Raw genomic sequence first — 26018 nt, 5'->3', positions numbered from 1 at the left:
TGAGGACGGCAGCCGTGACCGGCGGGCCCTCAGTGAGCTTCTTCGACCGCCTGGGACAGGTACGTGGCGGTCAGCACCGTGAACACGTAGGCCTGGAGGGCCTGGATGAACATCTCGAACACGGTGAGGACCAGCGTCATGACGAACGACGCGGAGGCGTAGACCGTGCCCAGGACGGTACCGAGCATGTACCAGCTGGCGATCGTGAAGATCAGGATCAGGATGTGGCCCGCGAACATGTTCGCGAAGAGTCGCACGGCCAGCGTGAACGGCCGGACGATGACGTTGGAGACGAACTCCAGCGGCGTCAGCAGCACGTAGATCGGCTTCGGCAGACCACTCGGGACACAGAGGTTGCGGATACCGCCGACGAATCCGTTCGACCGGAACGTCACGGTCATGTAGGTCACCCACACCACCAGGGCCAGGCCGACCGGGTAGGCGATGATGGAGCTGACCGGGAACTGGGCGAGCGGGATGACAGCCCAGAGGTTCAGGATCCAGACGAAGAAGAACAGTGAGACCAGCAGGGGAACGAACTGCTCACCCTTCTTACCGATGGTCTCGCGGGCGATACCGCGGCGAACGAAGTCGTACAGCAGCTCGGCCACCATCTGGAGCTTGCCCGGGACGACCTTCGACTTCGCGAAGCCGGCCCAGAAGAAGGCCAGGATCACGAACGTGCCGATGATCGCGAGCAGCATGGGCTTGTTGAACTCGACAGGCCCGATGGTGAAGATCGGCTCGAAGAGGAACGACCACACGCTGGGAGCCTGGAACCCGCAGTCTTTGAACAGGTGGCAGTTCGTCTCGAAAGCGAGCGTCTGGGCGTCAGTCACCAAGAGCTCCTTCTGCATGGCGCATGGATGCGGCTACCTCGTTGTGTCGGAGCGGCTGGTAGCCGCAAGTCGGCACCGGACTGGTTCTTACGGTGAGGAGGCGGCGGCCGGGCCCGAAGCCTCGCGATGAATCAAGCGACCGCCCTCTTGCCCGCGCTCGCACTACCGCAACCGAGACCGGACGATAGCAGCACGTCGAACACGGCTTTATTCCGGCCCTACTCGTCACGATCTCCCCCAGCTCCGCCCGGACGGTTCCGGGTGTCCGCGTCGGGGTCGACGTAAAGGGTCTTGCTCCGGGAGTGCAGCACGGCCTGTGTGGTGATCCACGTGATGACGGCCGCGACCAGCGAGAGGGCGAAGACCTGAAGATCGAAGAGAGAGGTGTTCCTGATGCTCAGGATGAAGATGAGCAGGAGCACGAGCTGGGCCGAGTAAATCATCAGCCCCATGCCCTGGAACAGGTGAGGCATGGTCTTGCCGACCCAGTTGAGCGCCAGCAGTCCGAGCGCCATGAAGACGATCACGACCACGCAGCCCACCGCGGCACCGATCGCCCCCTCGCCGCCGGCGAGCAGACCGCCGACAAGCGTGGCGATGGCTCCCACTGCGGCGGTGGGGGTGGCGATGCGCAGTAGTTCGCGCATGTCGGACTGCATGGCGGCAGCTCCACTGGTCTGAGGGGAGGAATGGGGCGTCGTCATGGACGAGCGTAGGCCCGGTCCGCGAGGCGGATTCTCGGGCCAATGGACCGTCCTACCAAGGTCCTTCGGCTCCGTCACCGGGTCTCGTGAACGGTATCACAAACTATTTGATGAGGTCTTTACCTCGAAGGTGTGCCAACTGTCACACGTGAGGGTTAGTCCGCGCGTGTGTGCACGACAAGGCGGAGAAATGTCTGGTAATGCAACGCGAGTTCCGAATCGTCAGCGCGAGGAGTCGATCGAGCGGCGATCCGGGAACCGCGAACGAGCGCTGATCGCGGTAGCGCCGTTGACGCCGGACACTCCGACCGCCACGGGAGCCCGTCCGGCAGCCTCTTCGCCCGTCTGAGCGTCTGCCGAGCCCTGTCGGGCCTCGCAGGCCACGGGCGCCGGCTTCTCCTCGTACGGGAGGACGGAATCCTGCTCCGTGGCACGACGCCGGTAACGCGGCGGCACGATCCGCTGGGCCCACCTCGGGGCCCTCGGAGTGAAGCGCGGCATGAGCAGCAGGACCAGGCCCACGGCGCTGAGACCCACGATCACCAGCACGATCCACAGCGACGCCGAGTGCACGGAGTAGCCGACGGCGCCGAACGCGATCAGCGCGGACCAGAAGTACATGATCAGCACGGACCTGCTGTGCGAGTGCCCGATCTCCAGCAGCCGGTGGTGCAGGTGACCACGGTCGGCCGCGAAGGGCGACTGGCCGTTCCAGGTACGCCGCACGATCGCGAGGATCAGGTCGGCGGCCGGGATCGCGATGATCGTCAGGGGCAGCAGCAGCGGGATGAAGACCGGCAGCATCGCGTGGGTCGCCTGCCGCTCACTGCCCTCGAAGAGCTTCATCGCGTCCGGGTCGACCTGGCCGGTGACCGAGATCGCGCCTGCCGCCAGCACCAGGCCGATCAGCATCGATCCGGAGTCGCCCATGAAGATCCGGGCCGGGTGCATGTTGTGCGGCAGGAAGCCGAGGCACATGCCCATCAGGATCGCGGCGAAGAGCGTCGCGGGGGCGGCGGCCTCGATCCCGTACCCGTACCAGAGGCGGTAGGTGTACAGGAAGAACGCCGCGGACGCGATGCAGACCATGCCCGCCGCGAGGCCGTCCAGGCCGTCGACGAAGTTGACCGCGTTGATGGTGATGACGACCAGCGCGACCGTGAGCAGTGTGCCCTGCCACTGGGTGAGCGCGACGGTACCCAGACCGGGGATGGGAAGCCACAGGATCGTCAGACCCTGGATGACCATGACCGCGGCGGCGATCATCTGCCCGCCGAGCTTGATCAGCGCGTCGATCTCGAACTTGTCGTCCAGGACGCCGATCAGCCAGATCAGGGCGGCGCCGGACAGCAGTGCCCTGGGTTCGTTGGAGAGCTCGAAGACGCCGTTCAGGTTGAACAGGTGGTCCGCGACGATCAGCCCCGCGCACAGTCCGCCGAACATGGCGATGCCACCGAGCCGGGGTGTCGGTTCTCGGTGTACGTCACGCGCACGGATCGCGGGCATCGCCCCGACCGCGATGGCGAACTTCCGCACCGGTCCGGTCAGCAGATAGGTAACTGCGGCCGTGACACAGAGCGTCAGCAGGTAATCACGCACGGGCTGCCCCACAGAATTCGCCGGCCATCTCAGCCCCACACCCTAGTCTCAAGAACAAGGACACCGAGCCACGGGTGTTGGTTGCACATACGTCATCCACACCGCCTACCCCGGATACGGCGGATTGCGCTCGGCCAGCCCGCGTACGTCCGCCCGCAGCAGTCCCGGGTCGCGCTCCTCGCGCACGGCCGCGCCGAACAGCGCGGCGATCCGCACCATGTCGTCCTCGTCCATGCCCTGGGTGGTGACGGCCGCGGTGCCGAGCCGGATCCCGCGCGCGTCACCGTACGGCAGGGCACAGGTGTCCAGGACCATCCCGGCGGCCATGAGCCGGTCGCGGGCGGTGCGGCCGTCGATGCCGAGCGGACCGGGGTCCGCGACGACGATGTGGGTGTCCGTACCGCCCGTGGTGATCTCGAAGCCCTCGGATTCGAGAGCGGCCGCCAGGACGCGGGCATGGGCGACGACCCGGTGGGCGTAGACCGCGTACGCCGGGGTCGCCGCCTCGCCGAACGCGACGGCCTTCGCCGCGACCGTGTGCATCTGGGCGCCGCCCTGGGTGAAGGGGAACACGGCGCGGTCGATCCGCTCCGCCAGCTCGACGCCGCACAGGATCATGCCGCCGCGCGGTCCGCGCAGCACCTTGTGGGTGGTCGCGCACACCACGTCCGCGTACGGCACCGGGCTGGGGGCCGCTCCCCCGGCGATCAGCCCCATCGGGTGGGCGGCGTCCGCGATCAGATACGCGCCCACCTCGTCGGCGATGTCCCGGAACTGCTCGTAGTCGAGGTGGCGGGGGTACGAGATCGAGCCGCAGACGATCGCCTTGGGGCGCCGGGCGCGGGCCAGGGCGCGCACCTGCGCGTAGTCGACGATCCCGCTGTCGGGGTCGACGCCGTAACCGGCGAACTCGAACCAGCGTCCGGAGAAGTTCCCCGGTGCTCCGTGGGTGAGGTGCCCGCCGGACGGGAGTCCCATGGCCAGCACCGTGTCACCGGGGCGCAGCAGCGCGGCGTAGGCGGCGAGGACGGCCGAGGAGCCGGAGTGCGGCTGGACGTTGGCGTGTTCGGCGCCGAACAGTGACATGGCCCGCCGGACCGCTACGCGTTCCGCGGCGTCGGCCTGCTCGCAGCCGCCGTGGTGACGGGCTCCGGGGTAGCCCTCGGCGTACTTGTTGGCGAGCGGGGAGCCGAGAGCGGCGAGGACCGCGGGCGAGGTGAAGTTCTCGGCGGCGATGAGCTGGAGGGTGCTGGACTGCCGCCCCGCCTCGGCCAGCAGGATCCCGCCGATCTCCGGGTCCTGGCGGAGCAGGGCGCCGAAGTCCTGCGGCACGGCGGTGCCGGGCGGGGAGGGCGGTGGCGCGGCCGCGCGTGCGGCTGGAGTGGTGACCGGCATCTGACGGCTCCGGGCCTGGAGGGGGTGCGTGGCGTCAGATCCAATGTAGGCCCGCCCCGGGCCGCCTGCCCGCTGCCGGGCGCCCCTCTACGCCGGTCGGCGCACCCTGTGCGGGGCCTTCCGGGCCATCCGGTACGCGAGCCCTCAGTGCGGGGCGTTCACTCCGGTCAGTGCGGTCATGACGGGATCGAGCGCCTGGCTGATCTCGTCGCCGATGGAGCGGAAGAAGGTGATCGGGGCGCCGTACGGGTCGTAGACCTCGTCCGCGTCGGCGGTCGGGGCCAGCAGCCAGCCGCGCAGGGCGGCCGCGGCGCGCACCAGGGCGCGGGCACGCTCGACGACGCCCTCCTCGCGGGCGTCGGGCAGCGTGGCGGGGTCAATGGCCCGCACCAGCCGGGTGAACTCCTTGAGCGTGAAGGTCCGCAGGCCCGCCGAGTGGCCCATGGAGATCACCTGGGCGCGGTGGTCCCGGGTGGCGGTGAGCACCAGGTCGGCGCGGATCACGTGCTCGTCCAGGAGCTCACGGCCGACGAAGCCGGTGGCGTCGGCGCCGAAGTCGGCGAGGACGACCTCGGCGTTGGCCTCCATGGGCGCGCCCTCGTGCCCCCAGGTGCCGGCGCTCTCCACGATGAGGCCGCCGCTGAGCGGGTCTCCGAGGCGGTCCACGAGGGCATGACGGGTCAGCCGCTCGGTGATGGGTGAGCGGCAGACGTTGCCGGTGCTGACGTGGAGGATGCGGAAGGTGTCGTACCGACCCGCTATGCCACGCCCCTCAGGGGCGGTCAATTGGCCACCTCGAGGTCGGGTACCACCTTGCGGAGTTCCTCGACCGAGAGAGCGCCCGCCCGCAGCAGGACCGGGATCTTGCCGGTGACGTCGACGATGGAGGACGGGACGATGCCGGGGGTCGGACCGCCGTCGAGGTAGACGGAGACGCTGTCGCCGAGCATGTCCTGGGCGGCGTCGCAGTCCTCGGGCGAGGGGTGTCCGGTGAGGTTGGCACTGGAGACGGCCATCGGGCCGACCTCCGTGAGGAGCTCGATGGCGACCGGGTGCAGGGGCATCCGGATGGCGACGGTGCCACGGGTGTCGCCGAGGTCCCACTGCAGCGACGGCTGGTGCTTGGCGACGAGGGTGAGCGCGCCGGGCCAGAACGCGTCGACGAGCTCCCAGGCCTGCTCGGAGAAGTCGGTGACCAGGCCGTGCAGGGTGTTCGGGGAGCCGATCAGGACCGGGGTCGGCATGTTGCGGCCGCGCCCCTTGGCGTCGAGCAGGTCGGCGACGCCCTCCGAGCTGAAGGCGTCCGCACCGATCCCGTACACGGTGTCGGTGGGCAGCACGACCAGTTCGCCGCGGCGGACGGCGGACGCGGCTTCACGCAGGCCGGTCGTACGGTCGGTCGCGTCGTTGCAGTCGTATCGCCGTGCCATCAGCCGGCCTCCTCGGACATGTACGGGTCTGGCGGGTAGGGATCGTGCGGTGCCGGTGTCCCGGTGGTCACGGCATGGCCTTGCGGGCCGTCGCGAACCGGGGCCGGTTGTTCAGGTCGGGGTGGTCGGCCGCGTCGGCCCAGCCCCGCTCCTCGGTGAAGATCCACGGCACCTGGCCGCCCTGCGTGTCGGCGTGCTCGATGACGACGAGCCCGCCGGGGCGGAGCAGACGGTGCGCGGTGCGTTCGATGCCGCGGATGGTGTCGAGGCCGTCCTCGCCGGAGAAGAGCGCCATCTGGGGGTCGTGGTCGCGTGCCTCCGGCGCCACGTACTCCCACTCGGTGAGCGGGATGTAGGGCGGGTTGGAGATGACCAGGTCGACCTGGCCGTCGAGCTCGGGAAGGGCGCTCAGGGCGTCTCCGCGGTGGACGGTGACCCTGGACCCCTCGGCGTTCTTCCGCGTCCACTGCAGGGCGTCCTCGGACAGCTCCACGCCGTGCACACGCGAACGCGGCACCTCCTGCGCCATGGCGAGCGCGATCGCGCCCGATCCGGTGCACAGGTCGACGATCAGCGGTTCGACGACGTCCATCGCGCGGACCGCGTCTATCGCCCAGCCGACGACGGACTCGGTCTCAGGGCGGGGCACGAAGACACCGGGGCCGACCTGGAGTTCCAGGTAGCGGAAGAAGGCGCGGCCGGTGATGTGCTGGAGCGGCTCCCGGGCCTCGCGGCGGGCGATCGTCTCCCAGTAACGGGCGTCGAAATCGGCGTCCGGCACATGGTGCAGCTCGCCCCGCTTGACGCCGTGTACGAACGCGGCGAGTTCCTCGGCGTCGAAGCGCGGCGAGGGGACACCGGCGTCGGCCAGCCGCTGGGTGGCCTGGGCCACCTCGGCGAGCAGCAGGTTCATCGCGGTTCTCCGTACGGGTTCACGAGCGGGGCGGGACGGGGCGTACGCGCCTCAGGCGGCGGCGAGCTTGGCGGCCGAGTCGGCGTCGACACAGGCCTGGATGACGGCGTCGAGGTCACCGTCGAGGACCTGGTCCAAGTTGTACGCCTTGAAGCCGACGCGGTGGTCCGAGATCCGGTTTTCCGGGAAGTTGTACGTCCGGATCTTCTCGGAGCGGTCCACGGTGCGCACCTGGCTGCGGCGTACGTCGGAGGCTTCCTGCTCGGCGGCCTCCTGGGCGGCGGCCAGCAGCCGGGACCGCAGGATGCGCATGGCCTGCTCCTTGTTCTGGAGCTGGCTCTTCTCGTTCTGGCAGGAGGCGACGACACCGGTCGGCAGGTGCGTGATGCGCACGGCGGAGTCCGTGGTGTTGACGGACTGGCCGCCGGGGCCGGAGGAGCGGTAGACGTCGATGCGCAGGTCGTTGGCGTGGATCTCCACGTCGACCTCCTCCGCCTCGGGCGTGACGAGCACGCCGGCCGCGGAGGTGTGGATACGGCCCTGCGACTCGGTGGAGGGCACGCGCTGCACACGGTGCACGCCGCCCTCGTACTTCATCCGCGCCCAGACGCCCTGACCGGGCTCGGTGGCCCCGTTGCCGCCCTTGGTCTTCACGGCGACCTGGACGTCCTTGTAGCCGCCGAGCTCGGACTCGGTGGAGTCGATGATCTCGGTCTTCCAGCCGACGCGCTCGGCGTAGCGCAGGTACATGCGCAGCAGATCGCCGGCGAACAGGGCGGACTCGTCGCCGCCCGCGCCCGCCTTGATCTCCAGGAGCACGTCCTTGTCGTCGCTGGGGTCACGCGGGACCAGGAGGAGGCGGAGCTTCTCGGTGATCTCCTCGCGCTGCTTCTCCAGCACCTTGACCTCGGCGGCGAAGTCCGGGTCGTCGGCCGCGAATTCGCGGGCGGTCCCGATGTCGTCGCCGGTCTGCTTCCAGGACCGGTAGGTGGAGACGATCGGGGTCAGCTCCGCGTAGCGCTTGTTGAGCTTGCGCGCGTTGGCCTGGTCGGCGTGGACCGACGGGTCGGCGAGCTTCTTCTCGAGATCGGCGTGCTCGCCGATCAGTTCCTCGACCGCCTCGAACATCTTCGGGCTCCTGGTTTCTGCGTCATACGTCTGCGGGCCTGCTGGACGGTGTGCTTCCGGTGCCGCACCCCGGAGGCGCGTCCGGCCGCACAGCCGGAAAAAACGCCGGTCCCGGCGCCCCGCTGGAGGGCGTCGGGAACCGGCGCAGTGGCTCGCTACTTGCTGGCGGAGCCGGCGGCCTTGCCGAAGCGGGCCTCGAAGCGGGCCACGCGGCCGCCGGTGTCGAGGATCTTCTGCTTGCCCGTGTAGAACGGGTGGCACTCGGAGCAGACGTCGGCGCGGATGGCGCCGCCCTCAAGGGTGCTCCGGGTGGTGAACGACGCACCACAGGTGCAGCTGACCTGCGTCTCGACGTACTCGGGGTGAATCTCGCGCTTCAAGGTGTCTCCTAGGTTCGGGAGGGCTCCGGGTCGTTCGCGCGGATTGCGCGTCCGTGAACCGGGGCCGACGTACCAGTCTGCCAGGACCGGCCGTATCTCCCAAAACGAGGACTCGGCCGGGTGTATTCCCCATGCGTACGGGGAACGTTCCGCGACCTGGCGGTGACGGAAGGTGCCGCTGAGGGGCAGTTCACCCCACGACCTCGCCCGCCCCGCCCTTGTCGCCGGCCGAGTTCGCCGTGGCGGACGCCGGGATCGGCTCGTCCTGCTTGAGCGCCGCCCAGACCTGCCGGCCGGCCTTCTCCTGGGGCAGTACCCGGTTCGGGTCGTTCCGGTCGTACTCCACGGGCAGGGTGACCATGTCGACGTTCTTCGAGCCGAGGCCCTTGAGCCCGTTCGCGAAGCTCGTGAGCTTCTTGACGGAGGCCAGCCCGGAGTCGGTGGTGACGGCCTTCGTCGCGGCGTCGGCCAGGCCGAACAGCTTCTGCGGGTTCGAGAACACCCCGACGCTCTTCGCCTGGTCCATCAGCGCCTTCACGAACGCCTGCTGGAGCTGTATCCGGCCCAGGTCGCTGCCGTCACCGACGCTCTCCCGCGTACGGACGAGTCCGAGCGACTGCTCCCCGCTCAGGGTGTGGGTGCCGGCCTTCAGCGCGAGATGGCTGTTGGGGTCGTCGATCGCCTGCGAGGTGGTGATCTTCACGCCGCCCAGCTCGTCGATGAGCTTCCTGAACCCGGTGAAGTCGACCTCGAGGTAGTGGTCCATGCGGATACCGGACATGGCCTCGACGGTCTTCACGGCACAGGCCGGCCCGCCGACCGCGTACGCCGTGTTGAACATCGCCTCCCGCTCGGCGCCGACCTGCTCACCGGTCGTGTCGCTCGTGCAGGCGGGACGGTCCACGAGGGTGTCCCGTGGGACGGAGACCACGCTCGCCGAGGTGTGGCCCTCGTCGACGTGGACGACCATCGCGGTGTCCGCCCGGGCGGAGCCCTCGTCGACGCCGTACTTCGCGTTGGCGCCGGAGCGGGAGTCCGATCCCAGCACCAGGATGTCCTGCGAGCCGTTGTCGACGTCGTCGGGGCGCTCGGCTCCCAGGGCGGCGTCGATGTCGACGCCCTTCAGGTTCCCGTTGAGCGTGAAGTAGGCGTAACCGAGCCCGGATCCCCCGACGACCACCAGGGCGGCCGCGCCCCACAGGGCGATCCTCTTCACCCGGCGCCCCCGGGGCGGCTTCCTCCGGCGGCTGCCGGTGCCGCGTATGCGGCCGGCACCGCTGCTCTGCTCGCTCATGCGCTCCCTCTTCCGCTTCTCGCTCCGACCCCCTGCCGTGGTGCACGGGCGTGGTCCGGCGTCACTCGGTGGGGCGCCGGAGCATCCTGCAGCCTCGCACAACGACCTGAGGACCCCGTCCGGTGACGGAGGCCTCGGAAGAAGCGGGTGAGCGGGCCGGCAAACCGGCGCTCATCTGGCGTTTCGGCCGAACAGGCCCCAGCTGCTCCAGCCGGTGCGGCACCTGCCCCGTGTGGCGAACATCGCACCCGGGGACGCGGCACCGCCGTGGCACAGCCCGGGCTTCGCCACGGTGCGTCGCCGCGTCGCGCGTTTCCCTCGACCGACCCTCCGCCGCTCGGGCGGCAGACACAACTCGTCTGCGCCCACAGACGACTGACGCCCCGTCACAGTCTCGTGACGGGGCATCAGTTCATGGGGCGACTCGGCGACGTCAGTCGTTGCCGTTACCCGGGGTCGTCTTCTGGATCTGGAGCAGGAACTCCGCGTTGGACTGCGTCTTCTTCATGCGGTCCAGCAACAGCTCGATCGCCTGCTGCTGGTCGAGGGCGTGAAGCACCCGGCGCAGCTTCCAGACGACGGCCAGCTCATCCGTGCCGAGCAGGATCTCTTCCTTGCGGGTGCTGGACGCGTCGACGTCCACCGCCGGGAAGATGCGCTTGTCCGAGAGCTTCCGGTCGAGCTTGAGCTCCATGTTGCCGGTGCCCTTGAACTCCTCGAAGATCACCTCGTCCATGCGCGAGCCGGTCTCGACGAGCGCGGTGGCCAGGATGGTCAGCGAGCCGCCGTCCTCGATGTTGCGCGCGGCACCGAAGAAGCGCTTCGGCGGGTACAGCGCGGTCGAGTCGACACCACCGGACAGGATGCGGCCGGAAGCCGGTGCCGCCAGGTTGTAGGCGCGGCCCAGACGGGTGATCGAGTCCAGCAGGACGACCACGTCGTGGCCCAGCTCCACGAGGCGCTTCGCGCGCTCGATGGCGAGCTCGGCGACCGTGGTGTGGTCCTCGGCGGGGCGGTCGAAGGTCGAGGAGATGACCTCGCCCTTCACCGACCGCTGCATGTCGGTGACCTCTTCCGGACGCTCGTCGACCAGGACGACCATCAGGTGGCACTCGGGGCTGTTGACCGTGATCGCGTTGGCGATGGCCTGCAGGATCATGGTCTTACCGGTCTTCGGCGGGGCCACGATCAGGCCTCGCTGGCCCTTGCCGATCGGTGCGACCAGGTCGATGATCCGGGTGGTCAGGACATTGGAGTCGGTCTCCAGACGGAGCCTGTCCTGCGGGTACAGCGGGGTCAGCTTCTGGAACTCGGGACGGCCGCGGCCGGACTCCGGCGCCATGCCGTTGACGGAGTCGAGACGGACCAGCGCGTTGAACTTCTCGCGGCGCTCGCCGTCCTTGGGCTGGCGCACCGCACCGGTGACGTGGTCACCCTTGCGCAGGCCGTTCTTGCGGACCTGGGCGAGCGAGACGTACACGTCGTTCGGGCCCGGCAGGTAACCGGAGGTCCGGATGAACGCGTAGTTGTCGAGGATGTCGAGGATGCCCGCGACGGGGATCAGGACGTCGTCGTCGGCCACCTGGACATCGGTCGCGAAGTCGTCGCGGCCACGACGGCCACGGCGGTCGCGGTAGCGGCCCCTGCGGCCACGGCGGCCACCCTCGTCGTCGTAACCGTCGTCCTGCTGGCCGCCGCCGCCCTGCTGACCCTGGCCCTGCTGGCCCTGGCCCTGGTTCTGGCCGCCGCCCTGCTGGCCCTGACGGCGTCCGCCGCCCTGCTGGCCCTGGTCGTCGCCCTTGCCCCGGCGGTCGCGCTGGCGGTCCCGGCGGTCGCCGCGGTCCTGGCGGTCGCCGCGGCGGCCGTCCTGGCGGTCGCCCCGACGGCCCTCGGCGGTGTCCGTGGCGGACTCGGCCTTCGCGTCGGCCTTCGCCTCGCCGCGCTCTTCGGTGCGGTCCTGGCGGACCTCGGCCTTCGCCTCGGTCTTCGGCTCGGCCTCCGTCCTGGACTCGGCCTTGGTGTCGGGGCTGCCCGCCTGCGCGGTGGCCCGGCGACGACGGCGCTCACCCGTGGGCTGCTCGTCGCTGGCCGGCTGCCCGGGGATGTCGATCTGCTGCTGGGCGGCGTCGGTGGCCGGCGCGGCAGCGGTCTCGTCACCGGTGCGCGTCTTCGACGTGGCGCGTCGCTTCGGCTTGCTCCCGGTGTCCGTACCGGCGGAGGCGGCGGCCTTGGGGGCGGGCGCGGAGGATCCTCCGGCCTGCGCCTCCTTGATGACCTCGATCAGCTGGCTCTTACGCATCCGCGCGGTTCCCCTGATGCCGAGGCCGGACGCGACCTGCTGCAGCTCGGCCAGGACCATGCCCTCGAGGCCGGTGCCGGAGCGGCGGCGCCGTGCGGTGGTGCCAGTGGCAGCACCTTCGGCGGGCGCGGAGCTGTCGACGCTCTTGTCGGCGCTCACGCCCATCAGATCGGTGGTGTCGCTCACGAAGGGTCCTTCCCTGGAGCGGACGTCGGCCTTCTGGCTCGGCGACCGGTTGTGCTGTCCGACTGCGGTCTGTTGATCGTGTCGATCGCGGACCTTGCCGGGGCGGTGGTCCGCCGGGTACGGCGGAGAGACGAATGTGCGGGGTTCCGGCGCGAGCATCCCCCTGCTCGGCCCACTCCTGGATGAGCGAGAGGGTGTCGTGCCGGTTCCGGAGCGTGCTCGAAAGCTCAGGCAGGCTGCTCAGGCAGTCGGGGAGGCTCCCGGAAGAGTGGTGGTCCCGGAGCGGGACACGAAGCAACGCGCCACGAAGACGTCGATTGCTGACTTGAGGTTAACACTACCGGCTCCAACAAACATTCCCCCTCTCATGCACCGGCAATCACGTGGGACTACGCGGCGAGCGGCAACACGCTCGCACCCGTGGCGTCGAGAGCGAGCCGGTTCGCGGCCCAGCCCTCACCCGCCAGCCGGGCGACCTTGTCTGCCGAACCCTCTTCCGTCAGTGCGAGCACGGTGGGCCCCGCACCCGAGATGACAGCAGGGACGCCGTCGGCGCGCAGCCGGTTCACCAGCTCCACGCTCTGCGGCATCGCGGGACCTCGGTATTCCTGGTGGATCCGGTCCTCCGTGGCCGCGAGAAGCAGCTCGGGACGCCTGGTCAGGGCCTCGACGAGCAGAGCCGCACGGCCGGCGTTGGCCGCGGCGTCCACATGGGGGACGGTGCGCGGCAGAAGGCCGCGCGCGGTCTCGGTGAGCACCGGCGTCGCCGGGACGAAAACCACCGGAACGACGGAATCGGCGGGGTCCATCCGGATCGCCCTGGCGGCTCCGCTCTCCATCCAGGCGAGGGTGAATCCGCCGAGGAGACAGGCGGCGACGTTGTCGGGGTGCCCCTCGATCTCGGTGGCCAGCTCCAGCAGGGCGGCGTCGTCGAGACGGGCCTCGCCGCCCGTCGTCACGGCGCGGGCGGCGACGATCCCGGCGCAGATGGCGGCGGACGAGGAACCGAGGCCACGGCCGTGCGGGATGCGGTTGGCGCAGACGATCTCCAGGCCGCGGGGCTGTCCGCCGAGCAGGTCGAAGGCCGTGCGCAGGGAGCGGACGAGCAGGTGGTTCTCGTCGCGGGGCAGCGTCTCGGCTCCCTCACCCGCGATGTCGATGTGCAGCCCGGAATCGGCGACCCGGACGACCACGTCGTCGTAGAGCCCCAGCGAGAGGCCGAGGGCGTCGAAACCCGGGCCCAGGTTGGCACTGGTTGCGGGGACGCGCACCCGGACGGCGGCGGCTCGGAACGCGGGACCGGCCATCGGTTGGACGACTCTTCCTGTACGGCGGCGGGGATCTTGTGCAGGGTACTTCGACGTACGTGGGGTGCCGTTGCGCGGGGGGGCGGGACCCGGCAGTCACGACGGCTGCTGCACCGCGGCGGATGCGGCGGGGCGGGTTGAGTACAGCTTATCGAAGGAAGGTTCTGTGGCGACACAGGGCGCACGGGAGGCGCACGATGCGTGTCGCACACCTCCCATGCGCTCTCCGCCCCGGGAAGGGCGGTTGAGCTGCGGCGAGGGCCGCTACGCGAGGCCCAGCTTCTCGGCCGCGGCCGCCGCGTCGACCGGGACGGTGACCGGCTGCGGGGCGCCGGCGACGGCCCAGTCGGGGTCCTTGAGCCCGTTGCCGGTGACCGTGCAGACGATCTTCTGGCCGGGGTCGACCTTGCCCTCTTCGGCGGCCTTGAGCAGACCGGCCACGGAGGCGGCCGAGGCGGGCTCGACGAAGACGCCCTCCTGGGATGCCAGCAGGCGGTAGGCGGACAGGATCTGACGATCCGTCACCTCGTCTATGAAGCCGCCCGATTCGTCCCGCGCGTCCAGCGCGAACTGCCAGGACGCCGGGTTGCCGATACGGATCGCGGTGGCGATGGTCGCCGGGTCCTTGACGATCTCACCGCGCACGATCGGCGCGGAACCGGAGGCCTGGAAGCCCCACATGCGCGGGGTGTGCGTGGAGATGCCGTCTCCCGCGTACTCCTTGTAACCCTTCCAGTAGGCCGTGATGTTGCCCGCGTTGCCCACCGGGAGTACGTGGATGTCGGGAGCGTCGCCGAGCGCGTCGACGATCTCGAACGCGGCGGTCTTCTGACCCTCGATGCGCACCGGGTTGACCGAATTGACCAGCGCCACCGGGTAGTTGTCCGAGAGGCTGCGGGCCAGGGTCAGGCAGTCGTCGAAGTTGCCGTCGACCTGGAGGATCTTCGCGCCGTGGACGAGCGCCTGCCCCATCTTGCCGAGCGCGATCTTGCCCTGCGGCACGAGGACGGCGCAGACCATGCCCGCGCGCACGGCGTACGCGGCGGCGGAGGCGGAGGTGTTGCCGGTGGAGGCGCAGATGACGGCCTGCGCGCCCTCCTCCTTGGCGCGGGTGATCGCCATGGTCATGCCGCGGTCCTTGAACGACCCGGTGGGGTTGGCGCCCTCGACCTTGAGGTGTACCTCGCAGCCCGTGCGCTCGGAGAGAACCTGCGCCGGAACGAGCGGCGTACCGCCCTCACGGAGCGTGACGACCGGCGTGGAGCTCGTGACCGGAAGACGGTCTCGGTACTCCTCGATGATGCCGCGCCACTGGTGGGTGCCCTTGCTGGTCATGGGTCCTTACTCCCCTTCAACACGCATGATGCTGGCGACACCGCGCACGGTGTCCAGCTTGCGCAGCGCTTCGACGGTCCCGGAGAGGGCCGCGTCGGGCGCGCGGTGGGTGACGACGACGAGGGATGCCTCGCCGTCTCCGCCCGCCCGTCGCCCGCCGCCACCCTGCTCGATGGCAACTCCGTCGCCGCTGCCCGATGGTCGGCTCTGCTGTCGGACCGTATCGATGGATACGCCCTGTTCGGCGAAGACCGTCGCGACCTGGGCGAGCACGCCAGGCTTGTCGGCCACGTCGAGACTGATGTGGTAGCGCGTGACGACATCGCCCATGGGGCTGACCGGCAGACGCGTGTAGGCGGACTCACCGGGGCCGGTGGTCTCGCCGATGATGTTGCGGCACACGGCGACCAGGTCGCCCAGGACCGCGGACGCGGTCGGGGCGCCGCCGGCGCCGGGACCGTAGAACATCAGCTGACCGGCCGCCTCGGCCTCGACGAACACCGCGTTGTACGCCTCACGGACGGAGGCCAGCGGGTGGCTGAGCGGGATCATCGCGGGGTGCACCCTGGCGGTGACGGACCTGCCGTCGGCGGCGCGCTCGCAGATGGCGAGGAGCTTGACGGTGCAGCCCATGCGCCGGGCGGAGGCGATGTCGGCGGCGGTGACCTCGGTGATGCCCTCACGGTGCACCTCGCCGATCTTCACCCGGGTGTGGAAGGCGATCCCCGCGAGGATGGCGGCCTTCGCCGCGGCGTCGAAGCCCTCGACGTCGGCGGTCGGGTCGGCCTCGGCGTACCCGAGGGCGGTGGCCTCGTCGAGCGCCTCGGAGTAGCCGGCGCCACTCGTGTCCATCTTGTCGAGGATGAAGTTGGTCGTGCCGTTGACGATGCCGAGCACCCGGTTGACCTTGTCCCCCGCGAGGGACTCGCGCAGCGGCCGTACGAGCGGGATGGCGCCGGCCACGGCCGCCTCGTAGTAGAGGTCCCTGCCGTGTTTCTCTGCGGCGGCGTGGAGCGCGGAGCCGTCCTCGGCGAGCAGTGCCTTGTTGGCCGAGACGACGCCCGCGCCGTGCTCGAAGGCGGTCGTGATGAGCGTGCGGGCGGGCTCGATGCCTCCGATGACCTCGATGACGACGTCGATGTCGCCCCGTTCGACCAGGGCGGTCGCATCGGTGGTGATCAGCGCGGGGTCGATGCCCTCCCGCACCTTGGAGGGCCGGCGGACGGCCACACCGGCGAGCTCGACCGGCGCGCCGATGCGCGCGGCGAGGTCGTCGGCGTGCGTCGTCATGATGCGCGCCACCTCTGAGCCGACCACTCCACAGCCCAGCAGCGCCACCTTCAGCGGACGCGTACGCATCATCCGACCTCGTTTCTCATACTTCTGATGTGTGGACCAGTCTCACTCACCGGACGGGGGTTTCTGCCACCCGTCCGGATTTTGAGATGTGAATTTCATCAGCCGACATCGAGACGCAGGAGATCTTCCTCCGTCTCGCGCCGGACGATGACCCGCGCCTGTCCGTCGCGCACGGCGACGACCGGCGGGCGCAGGGCGTGGTTGTAGTTGCTCGCCATGGAACGGCAGTACGCGCCGGTGGCCGGCACCGCGATCAGGTCACCGGGGGCCAGGTCGGACGGCAGGAACGCGTCCTTGACCACGATGTCACCGCTCTCGCAGTGCTTGCCGACGACGCGTACGAGCATGGGCTCGGCCTCGGAGCTGCGCGAGACGAGCGAGACGCTGTACTCGGCGTCGTACAGCGCGGTGCGGATGTTGTCCGACATGCCGCCGTCGACGCTGACGTACGTCCGCAGGCCCTCGAGGGGCTTGATGGTGCCGACCTCGTACAGCGTGAACGCGGTGGGACCGACGATCGCGCGGCCCGGCTCCACGGAGATGCGCGGGGTCCGCAGACCGGCCGAGTCGCACTCCCGGGTCACGATGTCGGAGAGCGCCTTGGCGATCTCGTGCGGCTCGCGGGGGTCGTCGTCGGAGGTGTACGCGATACCGAGGCCGCCGCCGAGGTCGATCTCGGGGAGCTCGACGCCGTGCTCGTCGCGGATCTCGGCGAGCAGCTGCACGACGCGCCGCGCGGAGACCTCGAAGCCGGCCATGTCGAAGATCTGCGAACCGATGTGCGAGTGGATGCCGATGAGTTCCAGGCCGTCCAGGGTGAGCGCCCTGCGGACCGCCTCCGCCGCCTGTCCGTCCGCCAGCGCGATACCGAACTTCTGGTCCTCGTGCGCGGTGGCGATGAACTCGTGGGTGTGGGCCTCGACACCGACCGTGACACGGATCTGTACACGCTGGCGGACGCCGAGCCGCTGGGCGATGTGCGAGACCCGGACGATCTCCTGGAAGGAGTCGAGCACGATCCGCCCGACGCCCGCCTCGACGGCCCGCTCGATCTCGGCGGCGGTCTTGTTGTTGCCGTGGAAGGCGATGCGCTCGGCGGGCATCCCCGCGTCGAGCGCCGTGACCAGCTCGCCGCCGGAGCACACGTCGAGGTTCAGTCCCTCCTCCTGGAGCCAGCGCACCACGGCGCGTGACAAGAAGGCCTTGCCCGCGTAGAAGACGTCGGCGTCGGGCCCGAAGGCGTCCGACCAGGCACGGCAGCGCGCGCGGAAGTCGGACTCGTCCAGGAAGTACGCCGGGGTGCCGAACTCCTCCGCCAGCCGGGCGACTTCGATACCGCCGACGGTGAGGGCACCGTCCGCGTCACGGGTGACGGTGCGGGACCAGACCTTCGCGTCCAGCTCGTTGAGGTCGGTGGCCGGGGCGGTGTAGTGGCCCTCGGGAAGGACGTCGGCGTGACGGGGCCCGGCGGGGTGTGCGGATCGGCTCATCGTTCTGTTCTGCTCTCTCGGTTCTCAGAGGTGTTCGGGCGCGCTGATGCCGAGCAGGGACAGGCCGCCTGCGAGCACCGTCCCGGCGGCTTCGGCAAGGGCCAGCCGGGAGCGGTGGGCGGCCGAGGGTTTCTCGTCGCCGACGGGGAGCACCGGGGTCGTGCCGAGGAAGTCGAGGAAGGCGTCCGCCACGGTCTCGACGTACCGGGCCACCCGGTCCGGCGCGTGGTGGCGCGCGGCCGAGGCGAGTACGCCGGGGTAGTCGGCGAGCGCGGCGTGCAGCGCGGGCGCCTCGACGTCGACGTCGTATCCGGCGGAGAAGCCGAGCCGCTCCGCCTCGCGGGTGAGCGCGCGGGCGCGGGCGTGGCCGTAGCGGACCAGGAAGAACGGGTTGGCCTCACCCTGTACGAGGAGGTCGCCGCCCAGGGGCGCGTGGTCGTGGGCAGCGGGCCGCTGCAGCCCCCAGAGCGCGGCGTCGCGTCCGAGGCGGTCCACCAGCGCCTCGGCGGTGGCGCCGGCCGGGACCGGGCGGATCTCGGAGCTGCCCTCGCTCCCGCGCAACAGGCCGGCCTCGACCCGCAGCTGCTCCCAGTGGGAATCGGGCTCTTCGGTGCAGCCGACGAGCACCTGACCGCCCTGGGTACGCAGGAGGCGCGCCACGCTCTGCGCGAGGACAGCGGCCCGGACCTCGCGGGGGTGGTGGAGGCGGTGCAGGCGCCCGGTCTCCGTGGTGACCAGCCCGTACCTGCGGCCCAGCTCGCGCACCTCGCGCACACGGGCCGCGCGGGCCTCGGCCTCGGCGGAGGCGTCGAGCGTGAAGTTCAGGAAGCCTGGCCCGGTGATCTCGACCCGTCCGATCCCGGGCGCGCCGACGACCCGGTCCCGCAGCAGCGCGGCGACGTCCCGCGCCGGGAGCGCGGCGGGGCCGGCCAGCTGGAGGGCGACGGCGCAGGCGTAGTCGCCGCTGCCGCCGGGCCGTGTCCGCTCGACCCGCACACGCACCGGCACCGGTGCGCGCAGGGCGTCCTCGTCGACCGCGCGGCGCACAGCGCGCAGCACGGTCCGGGAGAGATCTGCGGGGGTCACGGGACCAGCGTATGGGAGGAAGGGGGGCACTTCGCCAACCGGTTTCGCCATACGGGCAGCGATCCCGTCCCGGCCCGGCCGGAGGCCCCGTCGCGGGCACGGTCAGCCATGCCGTCAGCCGGCCGTGCTCCCGGCCGTCCCCGCACCGTGTCTGCCGTCGAGCGGCGCGGGTTCCTCCCGGTGCACGAGGCGGCGCACCATGCGCACCAGCTCGCTCGGCTCGAAGGGCTTCGCCAGGAACGCGTCGACCCCGGCGGCCACCCCGGAGTCCACTTCATGGGGCGTGCACGCGCTGATGACGGCGACCGGCAGGTGCCCGGTCCTCGGATCGGCGCGCAGCCGGGCCGCGGTCTGTATGCCGTCGAGCCGGGGCATCACCACATCAAGAGTGATCACATCCGGACAGACCTCGTGCACCAGGTCCAGGCACTCGACACCATCGGCCGCGGTCACGACCTCGAAGCCCTCCAGCTCGAGATTGACCCTGATCAGCTGCCGGATGACCTTGTTGTCGTCGACAACAAGCACGCGGCCGTACGCCCCTGACACCCTTCGAGGGTAGGTCGGGCGGGGGAGCTGCGTCCGGGTTTTGCCCACTTCCGCCCCCGCGGGGATGGCCGACGCACGTCTCGCGCGGGTGCCGATGACGCGGAAATACCTGTTCCCGGACACCCTGTCGGAGCTGGTAGGGTTTCACTCGTCGCCGCCAAGCGCAGCGACATCGCCCCCGTAGCTCAGGGGATAGAGCATCGGCCTCCGGAGCCGGGTGCGCAGGTTCGAATCCTGCCGGGGGCACTTCCGCCGGAACAGCGCGATCACGTCGCTGAGCGGGCGAAGTGCCAGACTTCAAGAGCCGGACCCGGTCTCACCGGGTCCGGCTCTTTGTCGTTGTCCACCACTGATCGCGAGTGAGTGGCGAGTGCGTTCCAGGAGCGGGCGATGACACCGTGGGGCCCGTCACCGTATTCCTCGACGCCGTGCCGGCCTTCCTCTCGTCGCGTCGCGCTCGCGTACCCCGGCGCGCGTTCGTCACTCCGAGGGCGGACGGACGCGGGAAGGACAGCACGAGTGACTGCAGGTCACCGAGGACGGGTCCCGGCCGATACCACGCCCCGCACCGGTGAGTCAGTGGGTCCGGAGCCGGCCGGACAGTTCCTCGATCGCCCGGGTGAGCTCCTCCAGCTTCGACACCAGCACGCCGGTGACCCCGTCACCCCCCGCGTCCGGCTCGGCCCGGTCCGGCTCCTCGGCGATGCCCCTGCCTCGGTAGTCGACGGCAGGGCCGCCGCTGTGCCGCAGGAATCCGAAGAACTCGCCGAGGGCGGAGAAGCGGTCGTCGCTCCTCACCAGCAGCTGCACCCTGTTCAGCTGCACCTCGCCGACATCGCCCTCGTTCGCGGTGACGCGCAGCCGGTAGCGCCGGTACGCGGCCGGGGCGGTCACGTTGAACTCGCGGACCAGGAAGCGCCCGGCGAAGGTCTCGTCGGTACGCCGGTCGAGGGGCACCCACTTCTCCCCGTCGACGAGGCCCTCCAGCACCCAGTTCTTCGGGTCCCGCGCGCAGTGGTCGTTGGCGGAGGTCAGCGTGTAGGCCGTGACGGCGACCGGCTCGGGAAGGGCGAACTCCAGCCAGGCCTGACCGGTGCGGGCGAGCCACTTGCCCTCGCCGGAGTGGAGTACGTGGGCCGCGACCTCCCCTGCTCCCCTGTACTCGTCGTTGGCGGTGACCCCGGCCACGGGCACCGGGGTGCCGATGATCCCGGGCCGGTCCATGGTGAGCAGCCGCACCCGGTTCAGCTGCGTCTCGGGCAGTCCGCCCCAGTTACGGGCTATGTCGAGCCGATACACCGAGTACGCCGTGGAGTTGACCACCGCGAACGTACGTTCCTGAGAGCGCTCGGGGAAGGCCTGGTCCACCCGTGAGTCGAGCGTGTACCACGTGGTGCCGTCCATCGACCCCTGGAACCGCCAGTCCCGGGGGTCGCGGTCGCGGTAGTCGTTGCCGGAGGTGAGCGTGTAGGCGGTGACGGCAACCGGCTCGGTCAGGAAGAAGTCCAGGGTGGCCTTGTCATCCCAGCCCAGCCACTTGTCCGGGCCGCCGGTGAGGAGGTGCTCGGCGACCTCGTCGGCCTCCGTGTACTCGTCGCTGGCCACGACCTCGTCCACCTTCACCGGCACGGTGCTGTCGACGGACCGCGCGGCCCGCAGCGTGACGGATATGGAGGTGCCCTGCCGGTCGCGCCAGGTGATCCGCTCGACGGGAGCCCCGCCGTCGTCCAGGACCAGGTGCAGCGTGCCGGCGACCGCTGGGCCGCGCGCGCCCTCCGTCTCGGTGGCGAAGACCCGCTCCGGGGAGCCCAGAAGCTCCTCGGAGACCGCCCCGTATCCGCTCTCCGTCCCGCGGTACTCCTGCGGCGTGCCGTCGACGGTGCGCCGGTGGCCGCGGAAGTCCTTCATGCCCTCGCCGAACGCGATGGTGGCCTCCGCCCCGCCTTCTGACCGCCAGGCCAGCTCGACGAGGTCGGACGGCTCCCCCTGGTCCAGACGCACCGTCAGTGGAGAGGCCTTCCGCCACCGCCCCTCGGTCCGGACCTCGGTGTCGTAGACGATCGCGGGGGCGCCGGAGGCGCCTTGGGGGGAGCCGTTCGCGCGGGGGGCGGTGGTGCCGGGCATGGGACGCTCCATTGAGTCGTTCGACGGTTCGCTGCCTGACCCGCCCCAGCCGTGACCTCCGGCCGGAGCGGGCCGACACGGAACACCCTCGCAGGCGGGTCTGACATCCAGGCCCGAAGCAAGTCCCTCGGGGGCCCGCCCCGTTGACGGTGAAGGCCGCGAGATCAGCACGGGTCTTGAGGCGTCCCTCAGGCCGAGGAGCGGATCCGGCCGGGCTGATGGTCCGTGTGATGTTCGGGGCGTGTGGGTCGCGAGCCGTTCAAGGGCCGCGCATCAGGTTGCGGAGGCTGCCGGCAAGGGCTGCCTCGCGCTGCTTGGCGTGGGCGAGGAGGCAGCGGTGGCAGGCTCGGCGCGGTCCGTCCTTGCAGACACACGCGCCGAGCGCCTTCTGCGCGGCTGCGAGCACCTTCCGGAACTCGGCACCGTCGTCGACGACGAGCCGCTGGAGGTAGCCGGTCCCGCCGGGCAGGGAGTCGTACAGCACCAGGTAGTTGCGGGTGAGCCCACTCTCCCGGTCCGGCTCGGTGGCGGGGTGGAGCGGATGTGGTCGGGGTCGCCGCCGTAGCGGAGGGCGAGACCGAGATGGAGGGCGGCGGAGAAGGAGGCGAGCCGCTCGGGGACGTTGAGGGTGGCCGCGGGGAGCAGGATGCGCAGGGCTTCGGTGGTGTGTTCGGTCGCGGTGATGATCGGCTGGTCCTGCGGCCGGGCGGCCCGTGCCCGGCGGCGGGTGGCGCACCAGGGCCGGTGGTGGGCGAGTTCGGGTTTACCCATGACCGAGGCCGGGACGGTGCCCGCTGTGGGGGCGTTGCCCATCTCCCGCTCGGTGGCACCTCCGCACAACGGGCAGAGGGTGAAGCCAGTGATGGCCACTTCCTCGCCCGCGAAGGTGGTGTCCTTGCGCCGCCCGTGCTTGGCCTTGCCGAGGTTGAAGCTGCGGATGACCGCCTTGCGTACGTGGTCCACGCCGAAGGTGGCCCCCTTGTGACGCCAGCTCTCCTTGATGTCGTGCGGGTCGATGTCCACGGCTGTGACGACGGTGTAGTTCGTGGTGGTCCGGTTCTCGTTGTCGTCGATGATGCGGGCGTCGTCCCGCTTGTCGCGTGCGGTGACTTTGGCCGGGACGATCACGTGGTGGAGGGCGGTGCGCCCGCCGATGTCGCGTCCGCCGCAGCGCAGGCAGGCGGAGGTGTCCTGCTCGGCGTTCTCGGTGCGGACGTGGCCGCACTCCTTGCAGACGCGCCAGACCCGCAGCGCCGCGGGGGTGTCCCCGTCCGCTTCCTTGGGGCGCGGGCCGAGGTCGAAGCCGTCGACCACGTGGCGGTAGCCGCGCACGTAGTAGGAGTTACCGGGGGCGAGCTCGGTGAGGGCGGACTCGGCCGGCCGGTCGTAGACGCGCGGTTCGTTCTGCCAGCGGTCGGGGCCGGGGAGCCTGGCACCCCGGGGCGTCGAGCTGAAGCGCATGGTGAAGCGATGCGGCTCGGGTACGGCACTCGGCCGGGCGGCGGTGGCTGGGCACGTGGCGGTCCGGGCGCCGGTGGGTTCGTTGGTCACAGACCTCACCGTGATGCTCTCGGACGCCTGTGACCAGGTGCGACGCGGTGACGGACGCGGCTGTACGAGGCCGGCGGTGTCCCGTACGCGGCGTGCGGCGCGCCGACACGGGACCAGGGGAGGGGCATGCGCACATTACTATCATCGATGTTAGTAACGCAGATGTTCGTAATCGATGTCACAGGAGCTGTCCATGGCGGATTTCGTGGGTCGGCAGGCCGAGCTGGCCACGCTTGAGCGTGAACTGGGCAAGGTCACGGCCGGTGCGGGCGGGGAGAGGCCCGGCCGGTGCGTGATGCTTCGGGGCCGCCGCCGTGTAGGCAAGTCCAGGCTCGTGGAGCGCTTCGCCGAACACTCCGGCGCACCGTTCCTCTTCTATGCCGCGACCGGCGCATCGCCGGAGGCGGATCTCCAACGGCTGGCCCGGGACGCGGACGCATCGACCCTGCCGCTGGCCGGGCTGCTGTCCGGGGCCAGGCCGGCGAGCTGGGACGCCGCGTTCGATGTGCTGGCGGCCGCCCTTCCGCACGACCGGGCGAGCGTGGTCGTGCTGGACGAACTTCCGTATCTGATGGATGCGGACGGCGCCTTCGAGGGCGTGCTCCAGCGCGCCTGGGACCGGGTCCTGGAGACCAAGCCGGTGCTCCTCGTCCTCATCGGGTCCGATCTGTCGATGATGGAGGCCCTGAACAGTTACGGCCGCCCGTTCCACCAGCGCGGCCGCGAGATGGTGCTCGGGCCCCTGAACCCGGCGGAAGTGGGCCGGATGCTCGGCCTGGACGCCGCATCGGCCTTCGACGCAACGCTGGTCACCGGTGGGCTGCCGCTCATCTGCACGGAGTGGACGCATGGAGCGGGACTATGGGACTTCCTCGGGGAGGCCCTCAGCGATCCGGTGTCCGCTCTACTGGTCTCGGCGGAGCGATCGCTCGCGGCGGAGTTCCCCAAGGAGTTGCAGGCCCGTGCGGTGCTGTCCGCGATCGGCAGCGGCGAGCGGACGTTCTCCAACATCGCCCGTGCGGCCGGCGGCCTGTCCGGCGCCTCCCTGCAACGGTCACTGGCCGCCCTCACGGAGAAGCGGATGGTCGCCGCCGAACTGCCGCTGTCCACCCGGCCGTCGAAGGACCGGCGCTACCGGGTCGCGGACCCGTATCTGCGCTTCTGGCTGAAGCTGCTCGGCCCGGCGCTCCCGGAGATCGAACGAGGCCGGGGCGATCTGACGCTCGCACGCATCAAGGAGAACTGGACGAGCTGGCGCGGCCGGGCCGTCGAGCCCCTGGTCCGGGAGGCCCTGGCGCGCCTGCTGCCGGACGACAGCCTTCCGGCCGCCCCGGCGATCGGTGGCTACTGGACGCGTACGAACGATGTGGAGATCGACATCGTGGGGGCGGACAGGGCTCCGATCGCCAAGGAACTGCTGTTCGTCGGCTCGGTGAAGTGGCTGGAGAACTCCCCCTTCGACCGCCACGACCTGGCCGCTCTGCACCGCCACCGGGCAGCACTGACGCCCGAACCGGTGCCGGTAGTCGCCGTATCCCGCAGCGGAACCGACTGCGGTGGGCTGGACGCGGCGTACGGGCCTGCGGAGTTGCTGGAGGCGTGGGGCGGCGGCACGGATCGGCTGGGGTGATGATTCAGCGAACCGGGCGAGTGGTGCGGCCCGGTGTCGTAGCGTGACGAGTGGTGACTCACCGGTGCGATCAGGGTGTTGTACGCGCTGGGCACGGACGTGTACGAGGCGCGTGGCACGACGGAAGTCTCCCGGGCGCGTTGGGCCGTGGGTGGCCCGGGAGAGGCGGCGGTCGGCTGTGACTGCGGAGATGACGGACGGAACCCCCGGCAGCGGTGAGGGCGTGGCGCCTGACGGCCGGCCGGCGCGTGTGCCCGCGCAGCGCCCTGAGGACGTCGTACAAGGACAGCCGTCTGCACACCGAGAGGGCAGCGGTGCGGGAGCTCGACGAGCAGTACGGCATCCTCAGGGCACAAGCGCTGACTCCGCGTGAGTCGCTGGCCACCATTGAGAAGTTGCTGGGAGAGAGATGAACCCCGAAGAGTCCATGAAGCCCACGCCCGAGCTGGACTGGTTCAAGAGCAGTTACAGCACCGGTTCCGGCGGCGAGTGCGTGGAGGTCGCGACCCCCACGGGAGCCGTTCACGTCCGGGACTCGAAGAACACGAGCGGTCCCTCGCTCACCGTTTCGCCCGAGGCGAGGATTGGGTTCATCGCCTCCGCCTGATTGTCCACCAAGAGCCCTGCCGCACGACCACTTGCCGGCAGGGCTCTCACGCGTCAGCTAGTCATCCGCGCTGGGGCCCGTCGCACCCCCGGGCTCCCATCCTGCCGCGCGAAGGCGGCGGGTGAACTCCTTGTGGGCGGCGCGCATCTCGCTGCGCCGGTCGGCGGGATAGAGAGGCCCGTCGTAGCCCGGGAGTTCATCGACTGTCTCCGGATAGCCCTCCTGCGAGCTCAGAGCCTTCCAGGCGTCCTTGGGCTGGCCGTAGCCGTGCTGGTGGTGCGCCTTGGCAATACGCCGGCCGGCAGCGTCGAACCACAGGTTCTCCTCGTAGTGCTGGAGCACGGGGAAGCGGGCGTTGTACATCGCGACGAGCTCGTCCTCGCTGATCCCGAGCCGGACGGCCACGAGCGCGTCGATCTGCACGAGCGCGGCACGACGGGCGAACTCGGTGCGGAGGGGGGTGTCGCGGGTCCAGGTGGGGCCTACGCCTTGAGTGAGGGGCGGGGTGGTGGTGGGCCAACGGGAGATCGCGGCCCAGTTGTCGGTCTCCCAGGCTGGGCTGTAGAGCTTCCGCCAAAGCAAAGCGTACGCACCGGTCTGAGTGTTGAGACGAAGCGTGCGGAGCAGCAGCTCATCCTCCAGCGGATGACCTTGCGTGGGCGCAGGCATAACGTGCGCCTCACCCACTTGTAGGTCCGTACGCCCCGTCGCGCGGAGGAACACCCGTCTTCTGGATTTCCGGAATCCAGTCGAGCAGGTCGTCGGACCGGTCCGCCTCCCTGACCCTGGCGGTTGCCGCCCTGAGGCTCACCT

At 70.4% G+C, this 26018-nt stretch carries 22 protein-coding genes, 1 tRNA gene and 1 pseudogene; 4 read left to right on the top strand and 20 right to left on the bottom strand.

What is annotated here, in order from left to right:
* Positions 1–29: 29 nt before the first annotated feature.
* The 17 genes from atpB to ACFYQ5_RS05530 all read right to left on the bottom strand — a co-directional run bounded on the left by atpB (position 30) and on the right by ACFYQ5_RS05530 (position 19341).
* Entirely contained in the window at positions 30–857 is an 828-nt protein-coding gene (gene atpB / locus ACFYQ5_RS05610) for a F0F1 ATP synthase subunit A (RefSeq protein WP_389193531.1), read from the bottom strand.
* Positions 858–1057: 200 nt separating this feature from the next.
* The gene (locus ACFYQ5_RS05605; RefSeq protein WP_389193528.1) at positions 1058–1498 is read right to left on the bottom strand and encodes a hypothetical protein; all 441 of its coding nucleotides are present in this window, start codon (positions 1496–1498) and stop codon (positions 1058–1060) included.
* 267 nt (positions 1499–1765) lie between these two features.
* Positions 1766–3154: an MraY family glycosyltransferase gene (locus tag ACFYQ5_RS05600; protein WP_389193525.1), complete on the bottom strand. Its 1389-nt coding sequence runs from the start codon at positions 3152–3154 to the stop codon at positions 1766–1768.
* A 93-nt stretch (positions 3155–3247) separates the two neighbouring features.
* A complete protein-coding gene (gene glyA / locus ACFYQ5_RS05595; protein ID WP_389193522.1) occupies positions 3248–4537 on the bottom strand; it encodes a serine hydroxymethyltransferase in 1290 nt (429 codons plus the stop codon).
* A 144-nt stretch (positions 4538–4681) separates the two neighbouring features.
* Positions 4682–5323 (bottom strand): protein-tyrosine-phosphatase, encoded by a 642-nt coding sequence (locus tag ACFYQ5_RS05590; protein ID WP_359472758.1) that lies wholly within the window; start codon positions 5321–5323, stop codon positions 4682–4684.
* Complete coding sequence (locus ACFYQ5_RS05585; protein WP_389193519.1) at positions 5320–5967, bottom strand: L-threonylcarbamoyladenylate synthase; 648 nt, start codon at positions 5965–5967, stop codon at positions 5320–5322. The genes ACFYQ5_RS05590 and ACFYQ5_RS05585 overlap by 4 nt, the downstream gene beginning before the upstream one ends.
* 67 nt (positions 5968–6034) lie before the next feature.
* Positions 6035–6880 carry a peptide chain release factor N(5)-glutamine methyltransferase gene (gene prmC / locus ACFYQ5_RS05580; RefSeq protein WP_389193516.1) on the bottom strand — a complete coding sequence of 282 codons (846 nt, stop codon included), beginning with the start codon at positions 6878–6880 and terminating at the stop codon, positions 6035–6037.
* 51 nt (positions 6881–6931) lie between these two features.
* Positions 6932–8008, bottom strand: a complete 1077-nt coding sequence (gene prfA / locus ACFYQ5_RS05575; protein WP_014154059.1) for a peptide chain release factor 1 — start codon at positions 8006–8008, stop codon at positions 6932–6934.
* Positions 8009–8163: 155 nt separating this feature from the next.
* Positions 8164–8388, bottom strand: a complete 225-nt coding sequence (gene rpmE / locus ACFYQ5_RS05570; RefSeq protein WP_351275551.1) for a 50S ribosomal protein L31 — start codon at positions 8386–8388, stop codon at positions 8164–8166.
* A 190-nt stretch (positions 8389–8578) separates the two neighbouring features.
* The gene (locus tag ACFYQ5_RS05565; protein WP_389193513.1) at positions 8579–9682 is read right to left on the bottom strand and encodes an LCP family protein; all 1104 of its coding nucleotides are present in this window, start codon (positions 9680–9682) and stop codon (positions 8579–8581) included.
* Positions 9683–10115: 433 nt separating this feature from the next.
* Entirely contained in the window at positions 10116–12167 is a 2052-nt protein-coding gene (rho, locus tag ACFYQ5_RS05560) for a transcription termination factor Rho (RefSeq protein ID WP_389193510.1), read from the bottom strand.
* A gap of 389 nt (positions 12168–12556) precedes the next feature.
* Positions 12557–13474, bottom strand: coding sequence for a homoserine kinase (gene thrB / locus ACFYQ5_RS05555; protein WP_389193507.1), 918 nt, complete (start codon positions 13472–13474; stop codon positions 12557–12559).
* Between the two features lie 264 nt (positions 13475–13738).
* A complete protein-coding gene (thrC, locus tag ACFYQ5_RS05550; protein ID WP_389193504.1) occupies positions 13739–14809 on the bottom strand; it encodes a threonine synthase in 1071 nt (356 codons plus the stop codon).
* 6 nt (positions 14810–14815) lie between these two features.
* Complete coding sequence (locus tag ACFYQ5_RS05545) at positions 14816–16171, bottom strand: homoserine dehydrogenase (protein ID WP_389193502.1); 1356 nt, start codon at positions 16169–16171, stop codon at positions 14816–14818.
* Between the two features lie 95 nt (positions 16172–16266).
* Positions 16267–17658, bottom strand: a complete 1392-nt coding sequence (lysA, locus tag ACFYQ5_RS05540; protein WP_389193499.1) for a diaminopimelate decarboxylase — start codon at positions 17656–17658, stop codon at positions 16267–16269.
* 24 nt (positions 17659–17682) lie between these two features.
* A complete protein-coding gene (gene nrtL / locus ACFYQ5_RS05535; RefSeq protein WP_389193496.1) occupies positions 17683–18744 on the bottom strand; it encodes an ArgS-related anticodon-binding protein NrtL in 1062 nt (353 codons plus the stop codon).
* A gap of 114 nt (positions 18745–18858) precedes the next feature.
* Complete coding sequence (locus ACFYQ5_RS05530) at positions 18859–19341, bottom strand: response regulator (RefSeq protein WP_389193494.1); 483 nt, start codon at positions 19339–19341, stop codon at positions 18859–18861.
* 126 nt (positions 19342–19467) lie between these two features.
* Here ACFYQ5_RS05530 and ACFYQ5_RS05525 point away from each other — a divergent pair.
* Positions 19468–19539, top strand: a tRNA-Arg gene (locus ACFYQ5_RS05525).
* 330 nt (positions 19540–19869) lie between these two features.
* Here ACFYQ5_RS05525 and ACFYQ5_RS05520 read toward each other — a convergent pair.
* Positions 19870–21417, bottom strand: coding sequence for a coagulation factor 5/8 type domain-containing protein (locus ACFYQ5_RS05520; RefSeq protein ID WP_389193491.1), 1548 nt, complete (start codon positions 21415–21417; stop codon positions 19870–19872).
* A 259-nt stretch (positions 21418–21676) separates the two neighbouring features.
* The gene (locus ACFYQ5_RS05515; protein WP_389193488.1) at positions 21677–21901 is read right to left on the bottom strand and encodes a DUF1998 domain-containing protein; all 225 of its coding nucleotides are present in this window, start codon (positions 21899–21901) and stop codon (positions 21677–21679) included.
* Between the two features lie 1260 nt (positions 21902–23161).
* Here ACFYQ5_RS05515 and ACFYQ5_RS05510 point away from each other — a divergent pair.
* The 3 genes and pseudogenes from ACFYQ5_RS05510 (at position 23162) to ACFYQ5_RS05500 (ending at position 25205) form a co-directional block, all read left to right on the top strand.
* On the top strand, positions 23162–24598 hold the full coding sequence (locus tag ACFYQ5_RS05510) for an ATP-binding protein (RefSeq protein WP_389193485.1): 1437 nt from the start codon (positions 23162–23164) through the stop codon (positions 24596–24598).
* A 281-nt stretch (positions 24599–24879) separates the two neighbouring features.
* A pseudogene (locus ACFYQ5_RS05505) lies at positions 24880–25011 on the top strand (transcriptional regulator); the annotation flags it as partial.
* Entirely contained in the window at positions 25008–25205 is a 198-nt protein-coding gene (locus ACFYQ5_RS05500) for a DUF397 domain-containing protein (RefSeq protein ID WP_389193482.1), read from the top strand. The pseudogene ACFYQ5_RS05505 and the gene ACFYQ5_RS05500, both read left to right, overlap by 4 nt.
* Positions 25206–25262: 57 nt before the next feature.
* Here the strand turns inward: ACFYQ5_RS05500 and ACFYQ5_RS05495 are convergent, their stop codons facing one another.
* Positions 25263–25874 carry a hypothetical protein gene (locus ACFYQ5_RS05495; RefSeq protein WP_389193480.1) on the bottom strand — a complete coding sequence of 204 codons (612 nt, stop codon included), beginning with the start codon at positions 25872–25874 and terminating at the stop codon, positions 25263–25265.
* Positions 25875–26018 lie beyond the last annotated feature (144 nt).

The organism is Streptomyces sp. NPDC005794 (assembly GCF_042871445.1).
Taxonomy (GTDB): Bacteria; Actinomycetota; Actinomycetes; order Streptomycetales; family Streptomycetaceae; genus Streptomyces.
The sequence above is the reverse complement of the archived record's forward strand: the minus strand, read 5'-3'. Positions and strand labels throughout refer to the sequence as shown.

Excerpts from the sequence above, each read along its gene's own strand:
- atpB (WP_389193531.1), bottom strand. The coding sequence starts at position 857 with ATGCAGAAGGAGCTCTTGGTGACTGACGCCCAGACGCTCGCTTTCGAG.
- ACFYQ5_RS05605 (WP_389193528.1), bottom strand. The coding sequence starts at position 1,498 with ATGCAGTCCGACATGCGCGAACTACTGCGCATCGCCACCCCCACCGCC.
- glyA (WP_389193522.1), bottom strand. The coding sequence starts at position 4,537 with ATGCCGGTCACCACTCCAGCCGCACGCGCGGCCGCGCCACCGCCCTCC.
- ACFYQ5_RS05585 (WP_389193519.1), bottom strand. The coding sequence starts at position 5,967 with ATGGCACGGCGATACGACTGCAACGACGCGACCGACCGTACGACCGGC.
- prmC (WP_389193516.1), bottom strand. The coding sequence starts at position 6,880 with ATGAACCTGCTGCTCGCCGAGGTGGCCCAGGCCACCCAGCGGCTGGCC.
- prfA (WP_014154059.1), bottom strand. The coding sequence starts at position 8,008 with ATGTTCGAGGCGGTCGAGGAACTGATCGGCGAGCACGCCGATCTCGAG.
- ACFYQ5_RS05565 (WP_389193513.1), bottom strand. The coding sequence starts at position 9,682 with ATGAGCGAGCAGAGCAGCGGTGCCGGCCGCATACGCGGCACCGGCAGC.
- thrB (WP_389193507.1), bottom strand. The coding sequence starts at position 13,474 with ATGGCCGGTCCCGCGTTCCGAGCCGCCGCCGTCCGGGTGCGCGTCCCC.
- thrC (WP_389193504.1), bottom strand. The coding sequence starts at position 14,809 with ATGACCAGCAAGGGCACCCACCAGTGGCGCGGCATCATCGAGGAGTAC.
- ACFYQ5_RS05545 (WP_389193502.1), bottom strand. The coding sequence starts at position 16,171 with ATGATGCGTACGCGTCCGCTGAAGGTGGCGCTGCTGGGCTGTGGAGTG.
- lysA (WP_389193499.1), bottom strand. The coding sequence starts at position 17,658 with ATGAGCCGATCCGCACACCCCGCCGGGCCCCGTCACGCCGACGTCCTT.
- ACFYQ5_RS05520 (WP_389193491.1), bottom strand. The coding sequence starts at position 21,417 with ATGCCCGGCACCACCGCCCCCCGCGCGAACGGCTCCCCCCAAGGCGCC.
- ACFYQ5_RS05510 (WP_389193485.1), top strand. The coding sequence starts at position 23,162 with ATGGCGGATTTCGTGGGTCGGCAGGCCGAGCTGGCCACGCTTGAGCGT.
- ACFYQ5_RS05500 (WP_389193482.1), top strand. The coding sequence starts at position 25,008 with ATGAACCCCGAAGAGTCCATGAAGCCCACGCCCGAGCTGGACTGGTTC.
- ACFYQ5_RS05495 (WP_389193480.1), bottom strand. The coding sequence starts at position 25,874 with ATGCCTGCGCCCACGCAAGGTCATCCGCTGGAGGATGAGCTGCTGCTC.